Consider the following 24,038-nt stretch of genomic DNA (forward strand, 5'->3'; position numbering starts at 1 on the left):
GGTCGGCTGCGAGGACGTTTACCTTCCTTAATGCGTTAATAATCGATGACCCTCCTGCTCACGAAGCTCTGCGATCTCAAGGACGGCGAAGAGGGTGATTTCTTCGCACAGCTTACGGGCAAGGACGAACTGCTCACCAAGAACGGAAAGCCCTACTTTCGAGTGACGTTTCGCGACGCGAAGCGGGAAGTGGCGTTTCCGATCTGGGCCGACTCCTCGTTCGCCGGCGACTGCAAGGAGCAGTGGAAACGCGGGACGTTCTATAAGATCCGCGCGCTGTACCGGATGACGCAGTTCGGTCCGCAACTCGATTTGCGACGCATTCGCGAGACCAACGCCGACGACGAGGCGGCAGGCTTCGATCCGGCGGATTGCCTTCCGCGGGCGGACCTCGACGGGGAGGCGCTCTTCGCCCGGCTGCGGGGACTAGTCGAAGCGGAGGTCGAATCGCCCGACCTGAAGGCGCTCTGCCTGCACCTGCTCGACGAGTGGCGAACGCCCATGGTGATCGCGCCGGCCGCGGCGTCGAACCATCACGCCTACGTCTGCGGCTACCTGGAACACGTCGACAGCGTCGTCCGCAACGCGCGGATGATCGCCGACAAGTACCTTCAGGACGCTCAGCCCGATGTGCCGTTTCGACGCGAACTGGTTCTCGCTGGCGCGTTGCTGCATGACATCGGCAAACTGCTCGAACTCCGCCTGGACGAGACGAATCCGGGCTATACCCCGGCAGGCGAGCTGATCGGGCATGTGCTGCTGGGCCGCGACATGCTTCGCGACGCGATGCGGGTCTGTCCGCTGGACGACGAGACGGCCCTGCGGCTGGAGCACGTCATCGTCTCGCATCAGCGGCTGGCGGAGTGGGGATCGCCGAAGCCGCCGATGACGCTGGAGGCGCTGATCGTTCACTTCGCCGACGACCTGGACGCGAAGTACCACATGATGCACGCGGCGCTCCGCGACGACGAGTTGCCCGGGCCGATGACGGGGAATCGCAACTCGCTCCGCCAGCGACTCTTCCGCGGCCTGAGCGGATTCGCTCCCGCGGAGTAGTTTCGACTATCGCTGGGGACGTCAGGCGTCGCATGTTTACCATGCCCACATCGCGCCAGCAGGGTGGGCATGTTGGGTTCGGCCGGCCCTGAGCATGCCCACCCTTCCTTCGGAGATGTGGGCATGGCACACAGAGCCGTCGAGCCTGACGAACGGAGTCGGGCCGACTCGCAGTTCGAACGTAGTTAGGCGCGTCAGGTCGTAACGAAATTAGCGACTGCGACTGTCGGCGACGTTCGTCCGCCGCGATTCGAACGCCGCCGGGGGGGAAGTCTCACGTAACGCGGACGTAGAGTTGCGGCGGTCGAGGGAAAGCGCCGGAAGGCGACTCCCGACGGCCGGCGTCGTTTGGCGGGGCACGATCGCATGTGGCTGCAATTCTTTCTGATCATGAACGGCGGGCTGCTTGCGGGCGCGAGTTTCGCCGCCGCGATGCGATTCGCTCTGAACTGGGCGATCGCGCTCGATCGGAAGGCGGCGATCGCGGAGCAGCCGACCGCCCGTCCGCATTCCGTCCGCCATGCGCCCGCGACGGTCGCCCCTGCCCCTTCGCCGGCGGCGGCGGCCGAAGTTCCCAGCGTCTCGCCGGTAAGCGAAACTCCTGCCGATCCGCCGACCGCGACACCGAGGGAAGCTGCTGAGTTTCCGGAATTGGAGCCGCCGGATCTCGATCTGCCTGAGGAGTGGCTCGAGACGCTGGCCGCCCAGGGGATCGTCGCCAGGTCCTGCTTCGAGGCGGTCGTTCATATTCTGCGCCTGGAAGTCGGCGCCTATCGCGACGCGCTCTGCACGATCGAAGACCGCCTCCGCACGACGCGGGCGAACGACGCCCCCAAGTTGCGGTCGACCTTCGACGACGCGGTCAGCGTGGTCGGAATCTGGCACGAGCGACAGGAAACGGCGCTCGCCATCCTGAAGCGTGCCGGTTCTGAAGAGGTCGAGTCCCCGAAGTATGGCGCCGTGGTTCGCATGCTGCAGTTCCAGGTCGATCGTCACGCCGAAATCCTGCAGCAACTGGGCAGCGGCGCTTCCCGCCGCGAAGGCGCCGAGATGCGCGAACTCGGTTCCGCCAGCGTGCGCGAATGCCTGTCGATGGTGCACCGTCTGCGCGACTGGGTGATGAGCGAACTGGCGGATCTGGTACGCGATCAAGGACGCCTCGCCAGTCTTCCGGAACGAGCCGCCCTCGACGGAGCGACGTCGATCCTGAACCGCGTCGGCGTCGAACGAGCGTTCGCCGAATGGCAGGGGGTCAATCCGAACGGCGATCGGCCGGCGTCGCTCGCGATCGTGCATGTCGACGAGTTCGACCGGGTCAATTCCCTGCTCGGCACGCGATCGGCGGAACTCGCGCTGCGAGCGTTCGCGGAACTCGGCAAGTCGCTGCTCCGACGGAATCGCGGCTTCGACTGCGTCGGACGAGCGGGCGGCGTCGACCTGGTCGTCCTCCTGGGAGACACGCCTCCCCAACAGGCGGTCGCCGTCGTGGAACGGATGCGGCAGACGATCGAAGAGTCCGAATTCTGCGCGGGGCCGCTGGCCTTCGCCTTGACGGTCAGCGCCTGCGTCGGGGAGTGCGACGTGACGCAGCCTCTCGGCGTTCAGATCGAACGGGTGTCGAAGAACGTCCGCACGGCCGCGCTTCGCTTCGGCAGAAACCGCACGTTTATCGAAGGGGAGCGCGGCGTCGAAGAAATCGAAGCGCCTCCCATGGCGATCAAGCCGAAGTCCGTCCTCCTCGGCGCCGAGATCGAGATCAAGGACCGGGGCGTCGAATCGACGTAGCTGACGATTCCGGCGCTCTCTGACCGACCCGCGTCTCGCGGAATCAATCGGGCCTCTGTTCGTCGATCGCGATGTCCCCCTCGGGCAGCGTCTCTTCGTAGTTTTTGTCGCCGACGAAGTAATCGATCAGCGGCGCGAAGAACGCGGCCGCGCGGCGCCAGCGGGAGCCGACGACCCGGAACGTCGCGGGCGGAAGCCCCTCTTCCTCGAACGCGGGGACGACGAGGGTTAGGTCCTCCCGCAGCGTGAACCGTTCGCGCTCGACGTCGACCGCATGCCGTCGTTCGAACGGCCAGACCAGAGGAGCGCCTTCGTTCGAGATCCAGAGCCACTGCCGCGACGCGCCGAGCAGCCACCCGGGGCGACTTTCTTCCCGGCCCTCGACGACGACGATTCGGTCGACCGAACTGTACGCCCAGAGCAGGACCTCTCCCCCTGTCAGCAGCGCGAGAGCGAGGCGCTGCACTTCGTCCGGAGCCGCGGAGAGCGTCGTCGCCGCTTCGCCGAGCGCGCTCAGACGCTCGCCCCGAAGCTTCCGCAGCCGGCGCTTGAGTTTGGCAGGGGCGACCTTGAAGCTCTCCGCCGCTTCCTCGACGCGCTCTTCGTCATCCGGACGGTACGGAAGTTCGAACGCCGCGCTCGCGAAGTCCTCGATGAACGCCGCGGCCAGCGGTCCGTCGGGATCGAGCAGCGGAAACTCCCACGCCAGTCCGTTCGCCTCCGCGGCGTCTTCGCCGAACGTCTGCACGGCGGAATCGAACACCTCCGGCGCAGTAGCCCGGCACGCACGGTCCGGCGCGGCGAGGAATTTCGCGATCGCCTCGTCGCCTGCGCCTTTGTCGGACCGCAGGAAGCTCGCGAGGAACCGCGCCGCTCCGACCGCCTGCTCACGGGCGGAACCGAAAGATCGATCCTGTCGCAGGCGGACCGCCATGCCGTAGCGGCTCTCCAGCTTTTCCTTCCAGCTTCGCACCGCAGCGAGCGGCAGTTCGTCGTACGAACGATGGACGAACTCCTCCAGCCGCGCGAGCATCCGCCGCCGGTCTGCTTCGTCGAGGGAAATCGCCTGGACGTAGCGCTCGGGCTTCGCGCTCTTTTTCTCGGCGATCACTCGCAGCACGAAGAAGCGGTCGTACTCGCTCCGCAGCGGCAAGGCGCTGACTTCGCGGAAAGCGTTGCGAATCGCGAGGGAACTCTCCGGAAAAAGCTGCACCGTCTCCGAAAGCTCTGCCGCGTACAGCCAGTCAGGGTCGCGATAGCGGAAGTCGGTCCCGTAGACCGCCGCCGCCTCGTGGGCCACGATCCGCAGACTCTGATCGAGCCAGAGGAGCGCCTGCTGCTGCAGAAGCTGCGAAGCGATCTTCACCGCGCCCCGTTTGCCGAGTTCGCCGATCCCCCACCAGACCGCGAGGCTGACAGGGTTGGCGCCCATCGCCATGCGGCCGAGGTACCAGGCGCCGGTCATGGCAGGGAAGTAGGGCTCCGCGCTGCGGTACGCGCGATAGGCCTGCGCCGCACGCCGGGCCCAGGCGTAAAGCTGCGACAGGTTCGCGTCCTTCAGGTTGACCGGCAACTGGTCGAGCAGCACCAGCAGATGCAGACTGATCCGGCTCGTCGCGCGGCAGAGATGGGCCACGCTCGTTTCGAGCAGCGGTTCCTTCGCGTCGGGCTGGTAAACGTGAACGACCCGCTGCAAAAACCGCGAGAAGTCTTCCCGGACGAGATGGGCGTCGATCGTCCCGGTAGGCGCGAAGTAATTCGCCGTGAGCTTGTCCAGCAGCATGCGGGATTCTTCTTCCAGCAGCCGCTCCAGTTCGGCGTCTTTGGCGATCGCGAGCGGGTCTTCGACGAGAACGGCGGCATCCGCGTCGGGAAGCGGAAACTCCGTCCACTCGTGATACGTCATCAGCCGCTCGGCAAGCTGCTTCTCGCGCTTCTCCAGACGCGTGGTCCAGGCCTCGAGCTGCTTGCGGATCTGACGTTCCTGGCGGCGAACGTCGCGGCGTTCCCGATCCAGTTCGCCGCGGCCCTGCTCGATTTCCGATTCGGAGAGCGGGCGCCGGCGGAGCGCCTGGACGAGCGAGGCGCCGGACACGATGAGTCCCGCGACGACGCAGCCTGCCTGCACGAGAAGTTGGTCGGCGAAGACCAGGACGCCGGCGATGGCGATGGCGGCGCCGATCGCGAACACGACGCCGACGACCGTCGCCTGCGAACTCCAGCGCGGCTCGACAGGAGCAGGGGCGGAGTTCATGGTCGGACCGGGTCGTGACGCAGGAGCGAAGATGGAACGCGAGCGGGCGTTCCCATCTTACGTCGGACGAGCCGTTCGCCGAGGGCGCGAACGGCGCTCGCGTCGATCAAGATTCGCTAGAACGCGTCTCGCGAATCTGTGGCGGCCTGTGCGCCGATTACGCGGCGAGTCAGATCGCCGGGAACGCTACATGTGAGTGCGACACGCACTAGCCCGTCAGCCCTTCGAAAAGCGGGGTCGAGAGATACCGCTCGCCGAGGCTGCACATTATCGTGACGATCCGCTTGCCTCGCCATTCGGGACGCGCGGCCAATTGCGCCGCGGCCCACAGGTTCGCTCCCGACGAAATGCCGGCCATGATCCCTTCTTCCTTCGCCAGGCGGCGGGCCCAGTCGAAGGCATCCTGATCGTCGACCTGAATCACTTCGTCGACGATCGACATGTCCAGATTCTTCGGAATGAACCCGGCGCCGATCCCCTGAATGCGATGGCGTCCCGGCTGACCGCCGCTGATGACGGGGGAATGCTTGGGCTCGACGGCGATCGCCTTAAAATCCGGGTTCAGTCGCTTGATGTAGCGAGCGACGCCGGTGATCGTTCCGCCCGTTCCGACGCCGGAGACGATGGCGTCGATCCGTTCGCCCGAATCAGCCCAGATCTCGGGGCCCGTGGTCGCTTCGTGAACGGCCGGATTGGCCGGGTTCTCGAACTGCTGCGGCATCCAGCCGTTCGGGTCTTGGCTGACCAGTTCGCCCGCCTTGGCGATGGCGCCCTTCATTCCTTCGGCGGCTGGCGTCAGAACCAGGTTCGCGCCCATGCCGCGGAGGAGCGCGCGACGCTCGACGGACATCGATTCCGGCATCGTCAGCGTCAGCTTGTAACCCTTCGCGGCGCAAACGAACGCGAGCGCGATGCCGGTGTTTCCGCTCGTCGGTTCGATGACGTGCGAGTCGGGGTTCAGGATGCCGTCGCGTTCGGCCGCCTCGATCATCGCCACGCCGATGCGGTCCTTCACGCTGTTGAGCGGCTGAAAGAACTCGCACTTGGCGAAGACCTCCGCATGATCCGCAGGGATGATGCGGTTGATCTTGATCATCGGCGTATCGCCGATCGTCTGCGTGACGTTATCGAACGCGCGGTTGCGGGGCATGCAGGCCCTCCTGGCGAGAGAGGCTTCTCGGCGCTCCGACTTCCGAACGAGGCTTAGCGACCGGCGATCGTGCGGAAGCGAGCCGCTGCCGAACGTCCTTCGCCTAAGTCCGAGCGCTCGAAGCGCAGAGCGAGGTTACCGCACGTTTATACCGCTTTAGAAGGCGGACGCCAGACGGGAGGCGGGCTCCCCTCCGGCGACGCTTCGCCTGGCGAGACGCGGTCCAAAGCTCCGCGATCGCCACGTGTGCGTGTCGAGTCGTCGCGTGATAGGGCGAGTCGGCGGGAAGCCCCTCGGTCAGCCTGCGATGGGCCTCGGGAAACGCGTGATACGGCATCTTCGGGAACAGGTGATGCAGCGTGTGGTAGCGAGTTCCCACCGGCGCGAGCAGTTCGTAGAAAACGCCGCCCCGAGGGTCCAGGTTCACCGAGTCCCGCATCTGGTCGGCGAACGTCATCGACTCGCCGTCGCTGGCATAGCGATGGGCGGCGATCGTTCTCACATGATTCACCAGCAGCGCCGCGACCCCCACCAGATAGGCCGTCGCGAAGTAGGGGCAAGGGAAACGATCCTTCACGATCAGACCGGCGGCGATGACTCCCCAGACGAAGAGGAAGCAGCCGAGTTCCTGGAAGAAGATCTCCCGGCGATCGGATTCCTTTCGCAGATCGCGCACGTAGAGCGGGTTCATCACCAGCGACGAGGCGTGCCGCTGCACCCAGCGCCAGAGCGGAGGACAGGTCCAGCGAATCGGCGCGAGGATCCCCCAGCGAACCCACAGCAGGACCGGAATGAACAGAACCTGCGCCAGGTACAGACCGATCGCCCACGGTCCCCGCGTCGCCAGCGGAAGGTACTCGCCGTCCCGATCCGTGCCATAATCGTCCGCCCGGTGATGATCGAGGTGGGTCTTGTACGTGAATGAGGGAACCAGCATCGGAATGCCGGCCAGCAGGTTCCACGCGATGCGAAAGGCGCGAAACTGATTCGACGGCAGGTGCACGATTTCATGGACGAAGATCGAGGCCCGGAACAGCGCGAAGACGCAGGGCACGAATGCGAGCAACCCCAGTCCGATCCGTAACCCGAGCGACCCCTCCAACTCCCACCAGCAGTACCGCACCGCCGCGAAGCAGGCGTAGCCGATCGTCAGGCTGACGAGGAAGTCGGTCCAGTAGATCCAGGGGCGCGGCACGAACAGATCGCGAACCAGCGCTCTCGCCTCGGAGATGTTCCATGCTCCCGGACCGGCCTCGGGAATCCGGGAAACCTGGTGGCTCCGATTCAGTCGTCCAGTCGAAACCGTCGAATCGGACTCGCGAGCGAAGTCGCTCGATTCAGGCAGGATCATGGCTCGGCGTCTCCAGTTCCAAGGGGAGGCGACGGAATCGAGGGGGCGGAAGGTCCGGCGGAATCGGATTCGAATCCCGGAACGGCGGCGCCTGTTCCATCCTATTGCGACAAGCGCCGAGGAAAACTAGGCGAAATCCCGGGCTTCAGGCAGGCTGGATGAGGTGCGTCAGCCGATCGCCGACGCATCCGAGGCCGGCCGTTCCGTGGGAAAGTCGCCGGATCGTTCCGGTCGTTCCGGGAGGCGGATCCGACTCGTGAGGGAACGGAGGGAATCCCGGCGCTCCAACTCGTCGCAACCCCCATCGCAGCGACTATGATGGGCGGGACTTTTGCGCAGCCCGCCGACCGCCTCAGAAGGGGCGCCGTCCAACCTCCGTTACGTCGCGTTGCAGGAATCGCCACCCGATGCCCGGTGAACGAAAGGTAGTGCTCACCGGCCTGGGCGTCGTCAGTCCCATCGGGATCGGCAAGCAGGAGTTCTGGTCGTCGCTCACTTCGGGCAAGTCCGGAATCACTCGCATCGACCGTCTCGATTTCGACGGCTCGCCCTTCGCCGTCGGCGCCGAGATCCCCTGCTTCGACCCCGGAGAGTACGGCCTGCCGAAGAAGTCGCTGAAGCTCCTCTGCGACGAAACGCAGTGGGCCTACGCAGCGGCGAACCTGGCGCTCGCCGACGCGGGCCTGGACGCGAAGACGCTTCCCTCGGAGCGGACGGGCGTGACGCTCGGCTCCGAACTCCTCTATTCGCAGCTCCCCGAACTCGAAGGCGCCTATCGCGCGTCGATCATTGACGGCGGATTCGACTTCGCCGAGTGGGGAGAAGCGTTCCAGAAGCGACTGATTCCGCTCTGGATGCTGAAGTACCTGCCCAATATGGCTGCCGGGCACATCGCCATCGGCGTCAACGCCCAGGGGCCCTGCAACACGATCGTGCTGGGCGAGGTCTCGGCGCTCAACGCGATCATCGAATCGGCACAGCATATCGTGCGCGGCACCGCGGACATCATGCTCGCCGGCGGCGTCGGAGCGCAGCGGAACGTCATCACCATGGCGTTTCGCGGGAGTTGGAACGTCGCTCATTTCGACGGCGAAGCGCCCGAAACGTGGAGCCGTCCCTTCGATCAGACGCGCAACGGATTCGTCCGCGGCGAAGCCGCCGCGCTGATCGTGCTGGAAGAGGAGTCGCACGCCCTCGCGCGGGGCGCGAAGATTCTGGCACGGCTGACGGGGACGGCGTTGCGATACGTCCTACCCGGCGAGGAGAAAGCGCCGGCCGCGCTGGAGCGACTCGTACGCCACGCCATCTCCTCGGGCGGTCTCGCGCCGAAGCAGATCGGCCTCGCCGTGCCGGACGGAATGAGTCTGCGGAACGAAGATCGCTGGGAAGCGCTGGCGCTCTCGCCCGTCATTCCACATGCCAGCGTACTGGCGCTGAAGAGCTTCCTGGGAATGACCGGCGCTGCGTCGAAAGCCCTCGACGTGGCCGCAGCCGCGCTGACTCTGTCGGAACGGACGCTGCCCGGGACGCTCAACGTCCGACAGCCCGACGAGGCGCTCGCTCTTACCGTGCCGAGCGAACCTGCGCCGTTCGAAGAGGGCCGCTCGGTCCTCGTGATGGGCCGCTCGCTCTCGGGATCCGCGGCGGCCGTGACGCTCTCGCCTTACGAACCGTAACAGCGACGACGTTCGGTCCGGAAACGAAGCGACGGTCGCTTCCCCATCGGAGAAGGACCGTCGCGAGCGTTTTTCGCTTGTCGAACGAGGCGGGAGAGTCCGCCCCGATTCGTTAGAAGCGGTTGAACACGATGCCGAAGGTGACGCCGGCGCTGGTCAGGTCCTGATCGTTCTGCAGTTGGTTCGTGCCGCGGGCGATACCGGTGCCGTAGTGCTGCACCTGGAAGCCGGCGGAGAGCCCGATGTCACGGGTCAGCACGAAGGTCGCTTCGCCGCGGATTTCGCCCGCCATCACGAATTCGTCCTTGCTGTCGTTGACGTACTGCTGGAAGTTAGGACCGCCGAACAGGCGGGCTTCCGTCGAAAGGAGCCAGCGGCCCTTCCGCTTCTGATACCGCATGCCGCCCTGACCCATGAGCATCACGTTGCGGACCTTGGCCTGCGGATCGAAGCTGTCTGTGAACCCGACATACTTCGGACCGGCGAAGACCTCGATGATGCCTCCGTTGTAGAGCGGTTCCAGGCGGAACGTCTTGTTCAGTTCGACGCTCCAGAACTCGGCGTTGTTGACGAACGGCTTCGTCGGGCCGTCCACATGGACGAACTCGAAGAGCCAGCCGTTGTCTTCTTCGAGCATGTAACCGATGTCGTATCGGTTACCCCAGGCGCCGTTCATGTCGGTGTTCTGGAACGCCTGCTCGGGGCGCGAGAACTGCAGCGCCATCCGGTCGTAGTCGACGAACCAGCCGACCGACGGTTCGGGGAAGCCCCCGAATTCGTCCACGTCCGCCGGAGCGAAGAACTGGAAGTCGTGATTGAAGTAGAACGGCTCCACGAACGGCGTCGTTTCGTTGAACGGCGTGTGGAAGTCCTGCGGCGTCACGACTTCGCCGGGCAACTGTGCCAGCGCGGCCGATCCGAAGCCGAGAAGCAGGCCGGCCGCGGCGAAAGCTGAAAGGAATCGCTTCATAGTCGTCTCTGCTTCCCTAGAACCGGGCGTGAACGCAGGAAGTCGCCGGCGAACTGCACCGACCTCTCGCGCCATGGGACGCCATCTGCCGGTACTATCGGTTTACCGGAAAGAGAAGCTTGAACCTGAAATTCCGGTCGTATCGGAAATAGCCGGCCCTCCTCGCATAGGGGCAGCGCCGCAATTCCGGCTCGCAGCAGTTCTTAGGGCGCTGAAGCGGTGCGTTGCCCGCGAAACTATCTCTGCGGTCGGACCTGAATCGGGGATCGAAACGCCGCCCGGAACAGCAGAATCCGCGACTTCCTTCCCTTTCGCGAAGCATGCGGTCGCTATTCGGTTGCTCCTGACGCGCCCCGCGCCTAGATTTTCTCGTAGCGGTCGCAAGGCGGGCGACGGCGACGCGAAGTTCCTTCGCGGCAGGACTGGCTTCGTGCTCGCGAAGCCCTACCTGCCGTCCGCTGGTCCCGCAGCCCGGAGAGCCCCTCGATGCGTTGTTTCCCGTTCTGCTCGCCCCTGGCGAGTCTTCCACTCGGTCTGCTGCTGGCGACCGTCGCCGTCACGGGCCCGTCGTTCGTGCATGCGAACGAACCCGCTCCCAAAGCAGAAACCGCGAAAGCCCCCGCGGAGTCGGCTTCCGAAACCGAATTCATCCGCCTGACCAAGACCGAACAGGGCGGCCCGTCCGCCATGGAAACGGCGATCGTGCGGTACGTCCGCGGCGAAGGAGACCAGAAGACGGTCGTCGACCTGATCGGCGCCGTCCACATCGGCGAGGCGTCTTACTACAAGCGCCTCAACGAAACGTTCGAAGGCTACGAGACGGTGCTTTACGAACTGGTCGCTCATCCCGACGACAACAAGCCTCAGCAGCGCGAAGACGCGGGTCCGACGCTGAGCGTCATCGGCGGCGGCCAGAAGGCGATGCAGAACCTGCTCGGCCTGGAATTCCAGCTCCAGGGGATCGACTACGGCAAGGAGAACTTCGTCCACGCCGACATGTCGCCCGAGGAGTTCGCGCAGAGCATGAAGGAACGGGACGAGAGCTGGACCAAGATGTACTTCCGCTCGATCGGCTTCAGCGCCGTGCAGCCGGGACAGAACGAGTCGGGCATGGCACTGCTGGGGGCGCTGTTCTCGGAGAACCGCGAACTGCAGCTTAAGCGGGCGTTCGCGTCGCAGATCGGCGACATGCGGATGGCGGTCGGGGCCCTCAGCGGCAAGGAGGGCTCGACCATCCTGACCGAACGGAACCGCGTCGCCCTCGAAAAGCTCGACGAGATCCTGAAGCAGGGCAAACGGACGGTCGGCGTCTTTTACGGCGCCGCTCACCTGCCCGACATGGAGGAGCGACTCCTCGATCGCGGCTTCACGCGAGGCGAGACCACGTGGCTCGAAGCCTGGAATCTCCGCGATGCGTCAGCCAAGCCGAAGTCGAAAGACGCCGAGGAAGCGCCGGCTGCCAAGCGGCAGTAGGCTCTCCAACAAGGTCCTGTAACGAAAGAAAGCCCGGCCGCATCGGCCGGGCTTTCTTCGTTTACTTCGACTGCCGCCTGCGAGTCGAAAGCGCTTCGCCGATCGGACGTTAGAGCGCCTCGGCGCCGGTCTCGCCCGTGCGGATGCGGATCGTCTCCGTAATGTCGGAGATGAAGATCTTTCCGTCGCCGATCTGCCCGGTCTGGGCGGCGGCGGCGATCGTACGAGCGGCGGCTTCGTACGACTCGACGCCGACGACGAGTTCGATCTTCAGCTTGGGGATGAAGTCGACTTCGTACTCGGCGCCGCGATACATCTCGGTCTTGCCCTTCTGGCGACCGAATCCGCGCACCTCGGTCACGGTCATGCCTCCGTAACCTGCCTCGACCAACGCCGCCTTCACGTCGTCGAGTTTGTGGTGCCGAATGATCGCCTCAATCTTCTTCATCTTCCGCTCCTGTACCTGTGAATCGGACACTTGCCTGTGCGAAGGATGTCGCTGCCGGCGAGCGAATGGCGTGCCGCCTGAATCCCCAGGCACGCATCATAAGACGCAAAGCTTTTGGCAGCCGTTCGTTAAGATTTCGACGCGGGACTTCCGCGATCGCCAGCGGAGCGGCGGCGCCCAATCGCTAAGCTTCGGGCGCCGCTTGCTCAGGCGATTCTGAAGGAAATCCGGACCGTTCTCTACTCCCTGCCGGGCGGCCGATGTGCGAGATTTCGGTCGGCCGACGACTCTGACGATCTGACGGGGCACTGCATGCGCGTCCTTCTGACTAACGACGACGGGATCTACGCGCCCGGGCTGGCGGCGATGGAGCGGGCGCTTCGTAAAGAGGCGGACGTCACCGTCGCTTCGCCGCAGATCGAACAAAGCGGCGTCGGCCACTCGATCACGTTCCTGAAGCCCCTCGTTTGCCACGAAATCTACGAGCGGCAACCGGACGGAACCGAGCGCCGTCGCGGATGGTCCGTCGAAGGGAGCCCCGCCGACTGCGTGAAGCTGACCGTCGCGGAGTTGCTCGATCAGCGTCCCGACCTGGTCGTGAGCGGCATCAACAGCGGGCTGAACGCGGGAATTAATGTCCTCTACTCCGGCACTGTCGCCGCCGCGATCGAGGGCGCCTTCTTCGGCATCCCCAGCGTCGCCGTTTCGCTCGAATACGACGAGCACGCCCGCTACGACGAAGCCGCGGCGCTCGCCATGCAGGTGCTGCGTCCGCTTTTCTGGCGAAAGCCGATGTACGGCGGCCTGGTTAATCTGAACATCCCGCTCGCGGCGCTCTCCCGCAAACCGGAGATCCGCGTCGTGCCGATGGGGGTCGCGCGATACGGCGACGCCTTCATCAAGCGGACCGATCCGCGTGGACGGACGTACTACTGGGCCAGCAACGATCCGCCGCCGCAGCCGACCGAACAGGAGACCGACCTGACAGCCCTGTTCAAGGGATTCGTCACGCTCACGCCGCTGCGGTTCGACCTGACGAACACGCCCCGGATGGACGAACTGGCGGCGCATGCATGGGATTTGGAAGCAGGTCCGTCAAACAAGTCGGCATGAGAACGCCGCTTTCCGCTCGCTTCGAGGGCGGCACGACCGTCAGGAGCGTCGCAGGCAGAACCTTTTTCGAGCCGCATCGGGAGCGGCGGCGTTCCAGGCGGTGGAATGCGCGGGCAGTCCGACTAGCGTGAAAGATGCCGGAGACGTCGAAACGTCGCCGATCCTTTTCGTGCTTTCGGGACAATGTTCCTTGCCGAAAGGCCGCACGCCTTCGCGATGACGGTCGCCTGCTTCCTCTTCCCGATCGGCGCCTCGAACGCTGCCGACTGGATCGCGGCCCCCTCCTTCTACACGCACTCGCCGAAGAACGGCGAGCGGATCGATCAGTTCCAGCCGACGCCCCTGGTCGCTGCTCCGTTCGAAGATCCGAACTCGCGCGGCGTCTATCGCCACTTCCGCAGCAGCATCCGCGTTCCCGGATACGTCGACCACCTGCACGTCGTCGATCGCGGGGGCTTCGACGTCAGACCGTATGGCGAGTGGCAGTTCCCGTTCCGTCCCTACTCGGTTCCGTATGGCATGTGGGGTCCGCAGTTGCCGCTGGTCGTCGGGAACGGCAACGGGTGGGGCTGGGGCGGCGGCGGCTGGGGAAACAACGCCGGGCCGGGACCGTGGGCGCCCGGAGCGCCGGGCGGACCAGGCTCGGGCTGGAACCCCTGGAATCCCGGCGGACCGGGCGGCCCAGGCTTCCCAGGCGCCGGCATGCCGGGCGGACCTGGTTTCCCCGGACCTGGTTTCCCCGGACCTGGTTTCCCCGGAGCGGGCTTTCCGGGCGGACCCGGCGTCCCGGCAGCGCCGGGCTATCCGGTAGGTCAAGGCTGGCCGAGCAAGCCGGCCCTTCCGTTCGGCGGCGAAGATTTCGAGCCGTAAGGGAGACGGACTTCCGCCATTACTCGGAGGGCTTCTTCTTGAAGCCCTTCATGGCGTCATCGTGGGAATAACGGGCGATCTTCCACGCGCCGCCTTCTTCGACGAAGTCGACTTCCACATACCGCGGGACCGTCTGCGATCCGACGCCCGCGGATTTGAGATCCCCCGTCACGACGACGTTGAACGTCGCGTGCGCCTGCTTCTCGCCGGTCGGCGATTCTTCGATCTCGATCTCCAGCAGTTGCCATTTGATCTCGACGGTTTCGAAGCGATACCGCGGAAACTCCGCCTCGGCCTCGGACCGGATCGACGTCGCCTGCGAAGCGACATGACCCAGCACGCGATTCAGGTCGTTGGACTCCACGTCCGCCGCGATCTGAGCCAGCGTCCGCTTCACGGCCTCGCGGTCGGTCTCGACCGCCATTCCCGCGACGACGAGCGCCCCCGTGAGAGCCAGGACGACCAGCGCTCCCATGCCGACTTCCCGGCGAGCCGAATAGGCCCAGGCGACGACCAGCCCCACCGTCAGAACCATGCCCAGGAAACCGACCCAGAACGGTTGCTCGTAGATGAAATTCATGATGGTTCCTGGTTAGCGGCCGCTCGATCGTCCGCTTCTGCGGCACGCGAACGGAAATACCGTGCGAAGGTCATGCCTCCTGTCACCATCGCAGCGACCGCCAGTCCGACGTAGAGGGGCCAGAACGGGACTCGCTGCGGAGCTTGCTCAGCCGCGGCGGCAGAAATCGCGTCGCCTCGGGCCACGGCGTCGCGTTTGATGGCGGCGCCTTCGATGGCACGCTGGCGACTTTCCAGTTTCGGCTGAACGATCGAAAGCCCCACGAGCGCCGCGACGCTGAAGAGGTAGACCCAGAACGGGGGATAACGCGTCAGGCTCGATTCGGCCATGCAATCGGCGGAGAAGAGAAAGCGAGAAGCGAGCGATCCGACCGACCGACTCTGTAGCTAGGTACTCTGCCCCTGGTTCGGCGGATTCGCCCATTCTCCTGTCGGCCGGGACTCGGGCGGTCGTCGAACTTCCGTGCGACGGCGACGATCGAGGGGCCGTTACGAATTGTAGGGGTCGAAGGGCGCGGCAGTTCGGCCCAATGCTCACGGGAGGTCGGAGGACCTGCCGCATTGGATTATGTTTGAACTGCCGAGCATCGTTCCGACCGACTCCGGGAGCCGTCCCATCTCTCCCCTTCCCTCTTCGATTGCATCTCCGACGGAGGCTGCCGATCCGTCGGCCTCGGCGGACGGTCTGACCGTTGCGTCGGCGGATTCGTCTGCGCCCTCGTTCGGCGCATCCGATCGCGAGCGGGCGGCCCGGCCCTGGGTCGTGTTCGTGTCGGATCTTCCGTTTCTGCCGCCCGTGCATGGCAACCGGGCTCGCATTCTGCAGATGGTCCGCGCGATCCGGGCGGCGGGATATCAGATCGGGTACATCTACTGGGAGCGCTACCAGTTCGCCGAAGGGCATCAGATCGCGGCGATGATCCCGGAGGTCGACGAACTGATGGTCCTCTCCGAACGCAAAAGCGCCGGCACGCCTGGCCTCATGCGGAAGGGATACGCCGAGTACGTTCGCTCGCTGACCGGGACCTTCGGCAGAGAACGCAAGAAGCAGTTCGAGAAGTCCCTGCCCGGCAAACTCTTCACGCGGCTCACGCAGTGGTGGGGCATCGAGGACGCCGATCCGCGCCCCTGGTGTCCGTCGATCGTGCGCGACGCCGTGGAGTTCTTCGCCCGCACTCGCAAGGTCAGCGCCGTCGTCGGGGAGTATGCCTACTCCGCTCAGGCGCTCCCGGTCGTGCAGAAGTACGGCATCCTCGGCGTGGTCGATACGCACGACTGCTGGCACCGCTGGCAGCAGAACCTCCGCCGAAAGAACATGCCGCCGGCCTGGTTCATCGCGGGGCGCGAACTCGAAACGCGGCTGCTCTCGATCGCGGACTGCGTCCTGGCGATCCAGCGGAACGAACAGGACGTCTTCCGCGAAATGGTCGGCAGCGACAAGGTGATCCTCTGCGAGCACGGCATGAGCATGCCGGACTCGAGCATCGTGCGGCCCGTCGATAGCAAATCGCTCTGCCTCGTCGCGTCGAACAACCCGTTCAACGTCGAAGGGCTGGTCTGGTTCCTGAAGGGCGTCTGGCCGCTGGTGCTGGCCCGGGAACCCGACGCGACGCTGCATTGCTACGGCATGATCTGCGACATGCCCCCCTGCGACGGCCCGAATCTGGTGAAGCACGGCTACGTCGGCGACCTGACCGAGGCCTACGATCCGCACCGCCTCGTCATCAATCCGGTTCGCACGGGGACAGGCCTCAAGATCAAGACGGTCGAGGGTCTGCTGCACGGTCGAGCGACCGTCTCGACCGCGACCGGCGCCGACGGCGTCGAGGATGCCGAAGGCCAGGGACTGCTCGTTCGGGACGACGAGGCCGGATTCGCCGACGCCGTCGTGACGCTGCTCCGCGACCAGAAACTCGCTTTCGAGGCGGGCAAACGCGGCTACGAATATGCCGAGAGACGCTTCGCCTCGCATAACGTCTATCGCCCGCTGATCGATCGCATCCGGGCCCGGGAACCGAACTGGGACCCGCAGCGCACCGCGGCAGTCGCCGAAGGCGCCGGGAATCAGGGATCCCTGCGCACCCCGGCAGAGCCGCTGCCGGCGCTTGAGCCGTCGATCGCTGCGCTCTGGGAAGGAGCGGCCACGCTCGACGAATCGCGGTTCGCCGCGGATCTTTCGGCCATCCAGCGGCGCTTCGACGATGGCGGCATCGTGTGGCGCGGGGTCGAGTTCCGCTGCGGATCGACCGGCTTCGGCGGCGCCGAACTCCAGGCCCTGCGCGTGGCCGAGGGATTGCGGCGTTACGGGTACTCGGTCCGCTTCCGACTTCCTACGGGAGCCGATGCGCTGGCCGAGCGACTGACCGACGCCGGGATTCCGCACGAGTCGTTCGTTTCCAGGGAAGCGCTCGCGAACGAGCCGCCGCGCGAGGGCGCCGTGGCCCATCTCGTCTGCACTCACCTGCTCGACTGGTTCGACGAACTGGAAGGGCTCATCGATCGCGAAGTCCCCTGGGTCGCGAATTACCAGCTCACCGGGCCCTGGCGTCCGCGGTGGCTGCCCAACGATCTGGAATGGTTCCCGGAGAAGGCCTGCCTGCGCCTGCGCGAGGCGTGGAAGGCTTCGCTCCGGGTCAATTTCGTCTCGGAGTTGAATCGCCGGGCGGCCGACCTGGTCGTCAGCCTCGACGACGTCGCGCATTCGGCCATCTTGAACGGCGTTCCCGCTCCCGATGCGGAACCGACGCTGGAAGCGCGCGTTCCGACCGAGGATCGCCCCTTCGTCTGGCTCTGGATCGGACGTTTTCACGTCAATCAGAAGAACCCGGCAATGGCGCTCGACGCGTTCGAGGAGGCCCTGCGTCGCGCTCCCGGCGTCCCGCAGGAACTCTGGTTCGTCGGCTCGGGTCCCGATGAAGACGCGGCGAAGCGGCGCGTCGCAGAACGGGGCATCGCGGACCGCGTCCGGTTCTGGGGCTGGCAACAGGATCCGTCGAAGTTTCTGGCCAAGGCGGACGGTTACCTTACGACCAGCGATTTCGAGGGAAGCTCGCTCGCTCTCGCCGAGGCTATGCATGCCGGTTTGGCTGTCGTCGCGACGGCGGTCGAGGGGAACGCCGAAGAGATCGCCCACGGAATCACCGGTCGCATGTGCCAGCGCGACGACGCGCTCGGCATGGGAGCGGAAATGGCCGCATGCCTCGCCGACGCGGCCGGAACGCTGGCGATGCGAAAGCAGGCGATCGCCTCCGCCCGACAGTCGCTGACGCTGCTCGAAACCCAGCGGCGTTACGCTCTGCTCCACCTGGACGCTGCCTGGCGTGTAGCCGAGCGGGTTCGCACGGGCTGGAAACCGAAACGCCGGCAACCGGGCCCCGTCGCCTGACCGATTACCGCCCGTCAGATCGACGTCGCTCGATACGATGCAGGTTTTGTCGCCGTTTCGCTGAACCGAAAGGAACGTCCCGGCGAAATCGGCGCCGGGCAAGGTCGTCCGCCTGCCGATGATCTAGAGTCGGTCCGGCCGCGAAATAGGCCGCCTCGTCCGGCGCGAGTGTCGCCGCAAGCCTACGCGGCGCCGAAACTTGACCAAGGTGTAGCGCCCACGTAGGATCGATCTTGCGAAGCCTGACGGGCGAACTAAGATTCGTTGAACAGCACCCTAGATTTCGCATTCCGCTCATCTTCGCGACGGGTTCGCCAGCGTTTTCTTCTTTAGATCGCCCGGTCGAAGCGTTAAAACGTGCCTGAGGAATTAGGCCGTTCCGCCGTTTCGACTGATCGAGTCGAGAACGCTTGACGAATCTTCGCCGGTTCGACCGCCGATCCTGCTTCCAACGCAAGCGACGCAGCTCATGGAACTCGTGGTCCTCATCGGCGGAGCGTTAGGCGTCCTGCTTTTCCTGGTCGCGACCGTTCTTTCGTTCTCATCGTGGCGCTGGTTCCAGCCGATCGCGATGGCGCTCGTGCTGTTCGCGACGCTTCCGTTTCTCTACTACGGCGCCGCCGTTACGAAGACCCGTCTCGCCTGGCTGAAGGTTCACGACCAGTTCGAGACGAATCTCGCCAACGCGAAACAGCGGGTCGAGCAGCTCGAACTCGGCACCGACGCCAGCGGCGCGAAGGTGAATCCGACGCTCGCCGAACTGGAAACCGAAATCGTCGGCCTGTCGTACGATCGCGGACGCATCTGGTCGGGCGCGGTTCCTCAGGGAGTCGCCCTGCCCGCGGTCCGTTTGCAGTTGACGAGCGCTCCCGCCCCCGCGGCGCCGGCTGATCCGCTCGCTGCGCCTGCCGATCCGGCTGCTGCGCCCGCCGCGGCTGCCGCTCCGGCGGCGGCGATCGGAACGCTTCCGCAGAACATGATCGTCTACCTCTTCAAGGAGACGACGACGCCGCAGGGTTGGAAGCTCCCCTACTTCTACCTCGGCGAATGGCGGGTCACGGAATCGGCCGGAGCCAACATCACGCTGGAGACGACCGGTCCGCTCGACGGCGCTCAGGTTCGCCAACTGAACGAGGCGACGGACGCCAACGGACAGCCTTCGACGTGGGCCGTCTTCGAGATGATGCCGGTCGACAACCGCGAACTGCTCGCGGATCCGGAGTATCTGGCCGGACCGCTGCAGCAGCAGTTCCCGCTCTCCGAAGACGCGCTTCGCCGCGTCCTGCCGAAGGCGCTCTACGGTCCGACGCTGACCGATGCCCAGTACAACGAGACGATCGCGCGGCTCTCGCAGCAGCTCACGATCGACTACCTGCACGACGGCAAGCCGGTCGCGGACATCAAGCAGACCTATCCCGACTTCGATCCCGATCCCAGCGCGCTCTACGTCAACGTCAAGTTCCTCAAGGAGAAGACGTTCGAGGTCGATGCCGAGGAAGGGACCAACCCCGTCGATCGTCCCGCGTACAACGTGGAAGGTCAGGCGGTCGTCCCGAACCTGAGCCAGGGCCCGGTGACGTTCAAGGTGGGCGATACGGCCGTGTTCCCGCAGGCTCTCGCGCAGGAGCTCGCCGACAGCGGCGACGTGCAGATCGACGCTGCCGCCTCGGCGATCACGTATCGTCGACCCCTTCGCGACTACGGCTTCCTGTTCAGCGACACGCTCTTCTTCCTCGATCAGCTCGAGGAATCGATCGCGCAGACGCAGCAGAAGAAGATCGAACTGCAGAACGCGCTCACCAGCCTCGTCGGCGACCCGGCCGCGGGCGGGGCGGGGGGCCAGATCGCACTGCGCACCGCCGAGCGGACGCGCCTGCAGCAGGACCTGGCCGCGGTGACGAAAGAACTGGAAATCATCACTGCCCGGCGGGACGAGCTTAAGGCGGCTGTGGCGGAGCAACGTGCCCTGATGAGCACGCTCTACCGCTCCAACAATCAACTCGTCGAAGAACTCCGCAGAATGCAGCAGGAACAGGCCGAGCGGATCGAATCCCGCACGGTCTCGCTGCCTCAGGGCGAGTAACGCTCTCGCAGGCGAATAAGCTCCGAGGCCGGCGCTTTCCGGCCTCGTGTGCGAGGGTCTCGGGCCGCGTTCGAGGCCCGCTGCTACGAATCGAGGCGGCCTCGAAAGCGCCGCGCCCCGCGCGTGCCCGCCTCCGTTCGCCTTCGCTTCCCGAACCCTGCTTCGACCGCCAGCCTCGTACGAAGGTTGAATGCCTTCGTATACTGAAGGGACCGGGTCGCCCCTCGGCCCCGCCGCTTCCGCTCCGCGCTGGTTGGTCTGGATGTCTTCCGAAGTCGTCGCCCGCTCTGCCGTCAAGCCGATTCGCATCGGCGATCTGGTCGTCGATCCGCCGATTTTGCAGGCGCCGATGGCGGGCTTCACGAACTACGCCTTCCGGCAGATCGTCCGCGAGTACGGCGGCTCCGGCCTGCAGGCGACGGAGATGGTCAGCGCCCGCTCGTTCGCCTGGATGGACGAGGGCGACCGCGAACATCCCGACCGACTCTGGGGCGTGCAGGACGAAGCTCGCCCGCTCGCGGTGCAGATTTGGGACAACGATCCCGAAACGATGGCCCGCGTCGGCGCCTGCCTGGCCCGGGAGTACCAGGTCAGCGTCGTCGACATCAATTTCGGCTGCCCCGTCCGCCAGGTAAGCGAGAAGGCCCACTCCGGCTCCTACCTGCTTAAAGAGCCGCGACGGATGGCGGCGATCATCTCCCGCCTGGTCGAGGCCTGCGCGCCGACGCCGGTCACGGCGAAGATCCGCCTGGGTTGCACGCGGGACCAGATCAATGCCAACGAAATCGCCCGCGTGGTGGAGGAGTCCGGCGCCGCAGCTCTGACGGTTCACGGTCGCGTGGCCGCTGACTTTTTCAAAGGCCAGGCAGACTGGGATCGCATTTCCGAAATCAAAGGCCACCTGAAGTCCATTCCGCTGATCGGCAACGGCGATCTCGATTCGGCGGAGAAGGTCGTCGCGGCGTTCGATCGGTACGACGTCGACGGCGTCATGATCGCGCGGGCCTGCCTGGGTCGCCCCTGGCTCTTCGCGCAGGCGGCGGCGGCTCTCCGCGGGGAGCCGATTCCTCCCGAACCGTCGCTCGACGAACAGCGCGCCTGCATGCTGCGGCACTACGACCTGGTCGTGCGACGCTTCGGCGTGCAGCGGGGCACCATGCTGATGCGGAAGTTCGCCTGCTGCTACGCCCAGGGGAAGTTCGGCGCCCGTCATTTTCGCACGCACGTCGCGCACGTGGAGACGCCCGAGCAGTTCTATTCCGTCGTGGAAGAGTGGTTCCCTCGCGACGTTCCGACACGAGGCGGCGAGGCCGGCGAGATTTCCGAGACGGACGAGGTCGCTTCTTGCGATCCCTGCTGCGAATAGACGCGCCGCGCGCTGTCGTTGCACCTGCAACTCGACCGCGGTTTTATTTCGCAAAGATGCGAGCGAAGTATCTCGCCTGCATCGAAGGAGCAGGCAGAACGGTAACCGCCGGATCGGGCGACCGGAACGTCAGCGAATAGGATGGGTTTCAGCGTGACGGAAAAAACCTTGCCCCGCGTGGTCATCGTCGGCGGCGGGTTCGCTGGAATGAACGCGGCCAAGGGTCTGCGTCGTGCGGCCGTCCGCGTGACGCTGCTCGATCGACGCAATTTTCACCTGTTTCAGCCGCTGCTGTACCAGGTCGCGTCAGGCGGCCTGTCGCCTGCGAATATCGCGACGCCGCTGCGTCACCTCTTCAGCCGTCAGCGGAATCTGGAGGTCCTGCTCGGCGAGGTACGGTCGATCGACGTCGCCGACCGCGTCGTCCACCTGGAAGACGAAGAGGTTGGGTACGACCTGCTGATCGTCGCCACGGGTTCGACGCACAGCTACTTCGGCCACGACGAATGGGAGGCGAACGCGCCCGGTCTGAAGACGCTGGAGGACGCGACGCTCATCCGGCGGAAGACGCTCTATTCGTTCGAACGGGCGGAGCGGACGACCGATCCGATCGAGCGGGCGCCGTGGCTCAACTTCGTCGTGGTGGGCGGCGGACCGACCGGCGTGGAGATGGCGGGCGCGCTCGCGGAGATCGCCAATCACACGCTCAAGCACGACTTCCGGCGGATGAAACCCTCCGACGCGAAGATCTATCTAATCGAAGCCGGACCTCGCGTGCTCTCGGCCTATCCCGAAGATCTTTCGCGAAAGGCGGAGCAAGCGCTGGAAACGCTGGGCGTGACGCCCATCCTCGGCGCCCACGTCACGCACGTCGACGCCGATCGCGTCGTCTATGCGAAAGAGGGTCAGACGCACGAGATCGCGACGAAGACCTGCATCTGGGGCGCGGGCGTGAAGGCGTCGCCCTTGGCGAAGATGCTGGCCGAGCAGACCGGCGTCACGGTCGATCGCGCGGGCAGAATCCCGATCGAACCCGACCTGACGCTCCCGGGTCATCCGGAGGTCTTCGTCCTCGGGGATATGGCCGCCGTGCAGGGAGAATCCGGGAAGCTGCTGCCCGGCGTCGCGCCCGTCGCCATCCAGCAAGGCATTCATGTCGCGAATACGATTCGCAGGCGACTACACGGAAATACCGCCCCGTCGCCCTTCCGCTATCGCGATCGCGGCAGCCTGGCCACGATCGGCAGAAAGTCGGCGGTCGGGCTCGTCTTCGGGAAGAAGTTCAGCGGGTTCATCGCCTGGATCCTTTGGCTTGGCATCCACCTGATGTATCTGGTCGCGTTCGAGAACCGGATGCTCGCCTTCATCCAGTGGGGCTGGTCGTACGTCACCCACAATCGCCCCGCGAGGCTGATCACCGGCTTCACGCCGGACGAGTGGCAGATGGAGGTCGCGCCCGCGTCGAAAGCCGTCGAGGAAGAGGCTGCCGGCTCCGGACGGTAGTCGTCGCCGTCGTGGAGGGCTATCATCGGGCTCGCGCTTTCGCGGCATTTCGTTCTCCGCCGCGGGCGTCTGCTTCTCCCCTCTGAATTCGGAACTTCCGCATGCCCGTCGCTCGGGTTCGCTCCGCCTCCGGCGAAGTCTTCTGGGCCGCCGTCTCGCACGATCGCGTGACGCCCCTCCGCAGCCTCGACGGCGGAGACCTGTCGCTCGTCGAACTGCTCCGCGAGGAGTCGCTCGCGAAGGCGATCGAACGCCGCAAGACGGAATCTTCCTTCGACCTCGCCGACTGCACGCTGCTCGCCCCGATCGATCGGCAGGAAGTCTGGGCCGCGGGCGTCACCTACAAGCGGAGCAAGACCGCCCGGATGGAAGAATCGGACGCCGCCGCGTCCTGCTATGACCGGGTCTACGAAGCGCCGCGACCGGAGATCTTCTTCAAGGCCACGCCGCATCGCGTGTCGGGGCCGCTCGGGCCGCTGCGGATTCGGTCCGACGCGACCTGGAATGTGCCGGAGCCCGAACTGGCGCTGGTCATTTCGCCTGACGGTCGGATCGTGGGCTACACGATCGGGAACGACATGAGTTCCCGCGATATCGAGGGCGAGAATCCGCTCTACCTGCCGCAGGCGAAGGTCTACGATCAGTGCTGCGGCCTCGGGCCCTGGATCGTCCCGGCTGAAGAGATCGCCGATCCGAAGAGCCTCGGCATCCGTCTCCGGATCGAGCGTCAGGGGCAAACGGCCTTCTCGGGGGAGACGTCCGTCTCGCAGATGGCGCGGGAGCTTCCCGATCTGGCCGCGTGGCTCTGCAAGGAGAACTCTTTCCCTGACGGGACGTTCCTTCTGACCGGCACGGGCGTGGTGCCCGACTCGTCGTTCACGCTTCAGACCGACGACGTCATGCGGATCGAGATCGACGGCATCGGCGAACTCTCGAATCACGTCGTTCAGGCGACGGTCTGAACGTCTGAGCGGAA

The 24,038-nt window shown here is 65.5% G+C and carries 18 protein-coding genes; 11 read left to right on the forward strand and 7 right to left on the reverse strand.

Annotated features, from left to right (window positions below; translation table 11 throughout):
* Window positions 1-45 precede the first annotated feature (45 nt).
* Window positions 46-1,056, forward strand: coding sequence for a 3'-5' exoribonuclease YhaM family protein (locus tag SH602x_RS07665; protein ID WP_479476223.1), 1,011 nt, complete (start codon window positions 46-48; stop codon window positions 1,054-1,056).
* Window positions 1,057-1,422: 366 nt separating this feature from the next.
* Window positions 1,423-2,841, forward strand: coding sequence for a GGDEF domain-containing protein (locus SH602x_RS07670; protein WP_479476224.1), 1,419 nt, complete (start codon window positions 1,423-1,425; stop codon window positions 2,839-2,841).
* Between the two features lie 43 nt (window positions 2,842-2,884).
* Here the strand turns inward: SH602x_RS07670 and SH602x_RS07675 are convergent, their stop codons facing one another.
* From SH602x_RS07675 to SH602x_RS07685, 3 genes are all read right to left on the reverse strand, one after another.
* Complete coding sequence (locus tag SH602x_RS07675) at window positions 2,885-5,095, reverse strand: hypothetical protein (protein ID WP_479476225.1); 2,211 nt, start codon at window positions 5,093-5,095, stop codon at window positions 2,885-2,887.
* 208 nt (window positions 5,096-5,303) lie between these two features.
* The gene (gene cysK, locus SH602x_RS07680; RefSeq protein WP_479476226.1) at window positions 5,304-6,245 is read right to left on the reverse strand and encodes a cysteine synthase A; all 942 of its coding nucleotides are present in this window, start codon (window positions 6,243-6,245) and stop codon (window positions 5,304-5,306) included.
* Window positions 6,246-6,348: 103 nt separating this feature from the next.
* Window positions 6,349-7,596, reverse strand: a complete 1,248-nt coding sequence (locus SH602x_RS07685; protein ID WP_479476227.1) for a fatty acid desaturase family protein — start codon at window positions 7,594-7,596, stop codon at window positions 6,349-6,351.
* Between the two features lie 407 nt (window positions 7,597-8,003).
* Here SH602x_RS07685 and SH602x_RS07690 point away from each other — a divergent pair, with 407 nt between their 5' ends.
* On the forward strand, window positions 8,004-9,272 hold the full coding sequence (locus SH602x_RS07690; RefSeq protein ID WP_479476228.1) for a beta-ketoacyl-[acyl-carrier-protein] synthase family protein: 1,269 nt from the start codon (window positions 8,004-8,006) through the stop codon (window positions 9,270-9,272).
* 112 nt (window positions 9,273-9,384) lie between these two features.
* Here the strand turns inward: SH602x_RS07690 and SH602x_RS07695 are convergent, their stop codons facing one another.
* Window positions 9,385-10,242: a hypothetical protein gene (locus SH602x_RS07695; RefSeq protein ID WP_479476229.1), complete on the reverse strand. Its 858-nt coding sequence runs from the start codon at window positions 10,240-10,242 to the stop codon at window positions 9,385-9,387.
* A gap of 486 nt (window positions 10,243-10,728) precedes the next feature.
* On the opposite strand from SH602x_RS07695, the gene SH602x_RS07700 reads away from it, so the two are divergent.
* Window positions 10,729-11,715 carry a TraB/GumN family protein gene (locus SH602x_RS07700; protein WP_479476230.1) on the forward strand — a complete coding sequence of 329 codons (987 nt, stop codon included), beginning with the start codon at window positions 10,729-10,731 and terminating at the stop codon, window positions 11,713-11,715.
* Window positions 11,716-11,824: 109 nt separating this feature from the next.
* Here SH602x_RS07700 and SH602x_RS07705 read toward each other — a convergent pair whose 3' ends face one another.
* Window positions 11,825-12,163: a P-II family nitrogen regulator gene (locus SH602x_RS07705; protein ID WP_479469124.1), complete on the reverse strand. Its 339-nt coding sequence runs from the start codon at window positions 12,161-12,163 to the stop codon at window positions 11,825-11,827.
* 312 nt (window positions 12,164-12,475) lie between these two features.
* On the opposite strand from SH602x_RS07705, the gene surE reads away from it, so the two are divergent.
* A complete protein-coding gene (gene surE, locus SH602x_RS07710; protein ID WP_479476231.1) occupies window positions 12,476-13,276 on the forward strand; it encodes a 5'/3'-nucleotidase SurE in 801 nt (266 codons plus the stop codon).
* Between the two features lie 216 nt (window positions 13,277-13,492).
* Window positions 13,493-14,146, forward strand: a complete 654-nt coding sequence (locus SH602x_RS07715; RefSeq protein WP_479476232.1) for a hypothetical protein — start codon at window positions 13,493-13,495, stop codon at window positions 14,144-14,146.
* Between the two features lie 19 nt (window positions 14,147-14,165).
* On the opposite strand, the gene SH602x_RS07720 is transcribed toward SH602x_RS07715, so the two are convergent.
* Both SH602x_RS07720 and SH602x_RS07725 read right to left on the reverse strand, forming a co-directional pair.
* Window positions 14,166-14,726 carry a hypothetical protein gene (locus tag SH602x_RS07720; RefSeq protein WP_479476233.1) on the reverse strand — a complete coding sequence of 187 codons (561 nt, stop codon included), beginning with the start codon at window positions 14,724-14,726 and terminating at the stop codon, window positions 14,166-14,168.
* Window positions 14,723-15,055: a hypothetical protein gene (locus SH602x_RS07725; protein WP_479476234.1), complete on the reverse strand. Its 333-nt coding sequence runs from the start codon at window positions 15,053-15,055 to the stop codon at window positions 14,723-14,725. Before SH602x_RS07725 ends, SH602x_RS07720 begins: the two co-directional genes overlap by 4 nt.
* Before the next feature lie 439 nt (window positions 15,056-15,494).
* Here SH602x_RS07725 and SH602x_RS07730 point away from each other — a divergent pair, with 439 nt between their 5' ends.
* The 5 genes from SH602x_RS07730 to SH602x_RS07750 all read left to right on the forward strand — a co-directional run bounded on the left by SH602x_RS07730 (window position 15,495) and on the right by SH602x_RS07750 (window position 24,024).
* Window positions 15,495-18,110, forward strand: coding sequence for a glycosyltransferase (locus SH602x_RS07730; RefSeq protein ID WP_479476235.1), 2,616 nt, complete (start codon window positions 15,495-15,497; stop codon window positions 18,108-18,110).
* Between the two features lie 469 nt (window positions 18,111-18,579).
* Window positions 18,580-20,193: a hypothetical protein gene (locus SH602x_RS07735; protein WP_479476236.1), complete on the forward strand. Its 1,614-nt coding sequence runs from the start codon at window positions 18,580-18,582 to the stop codon at window positions 20,191-20,193.
* A gap of 262 nt (window positions 20,194-20,455) precedes the next feature.
* Window positions 20,456-21,559, forward strand: coding sequence for a tRNA dihydrouridine synthase DusB (gene dusB, locus SH602x_RS07740; RefSeq protein ID WP_479477101.1), 1,104 nt, complete (start codon window positions 20,456-20,458; stop codon window positions 21,557-21,559).
* Between the two features lie 153 nt (window positions 21,560-21,712).
* The gene (locus SH602x_RS07745; protein ID WP_479476237.1) at window positions 21,713-23,062 is read left to right on the forward strand and encodes an NAD(P)/FAD-dependent oxidoreductase; all 1,350 of its coding nucleotides are present in this window, start codon (window positions 21,713-21,715) and stop codon (window positions 23,060-23,062) included.
* Between the two features lie 101 nt (window positions 23,063-23,163).
* Window positions 23,164-24,024, forward strand: coding sequence for a fumarylacetoacetate hydrolase family protein (locus tag SH602x_RS07750; RefSeq protein ID WP_479476238.1), 861 nt, complete (start codon window positions 23,164-23,166; stop codon window positions 24,022-24,024).
* Window positions 24,025-24,038: the final 14 nt, after the last annotated feature.

It is taken from the genome of Lignipirellula cremea (genome assembly GCF_056501455.1).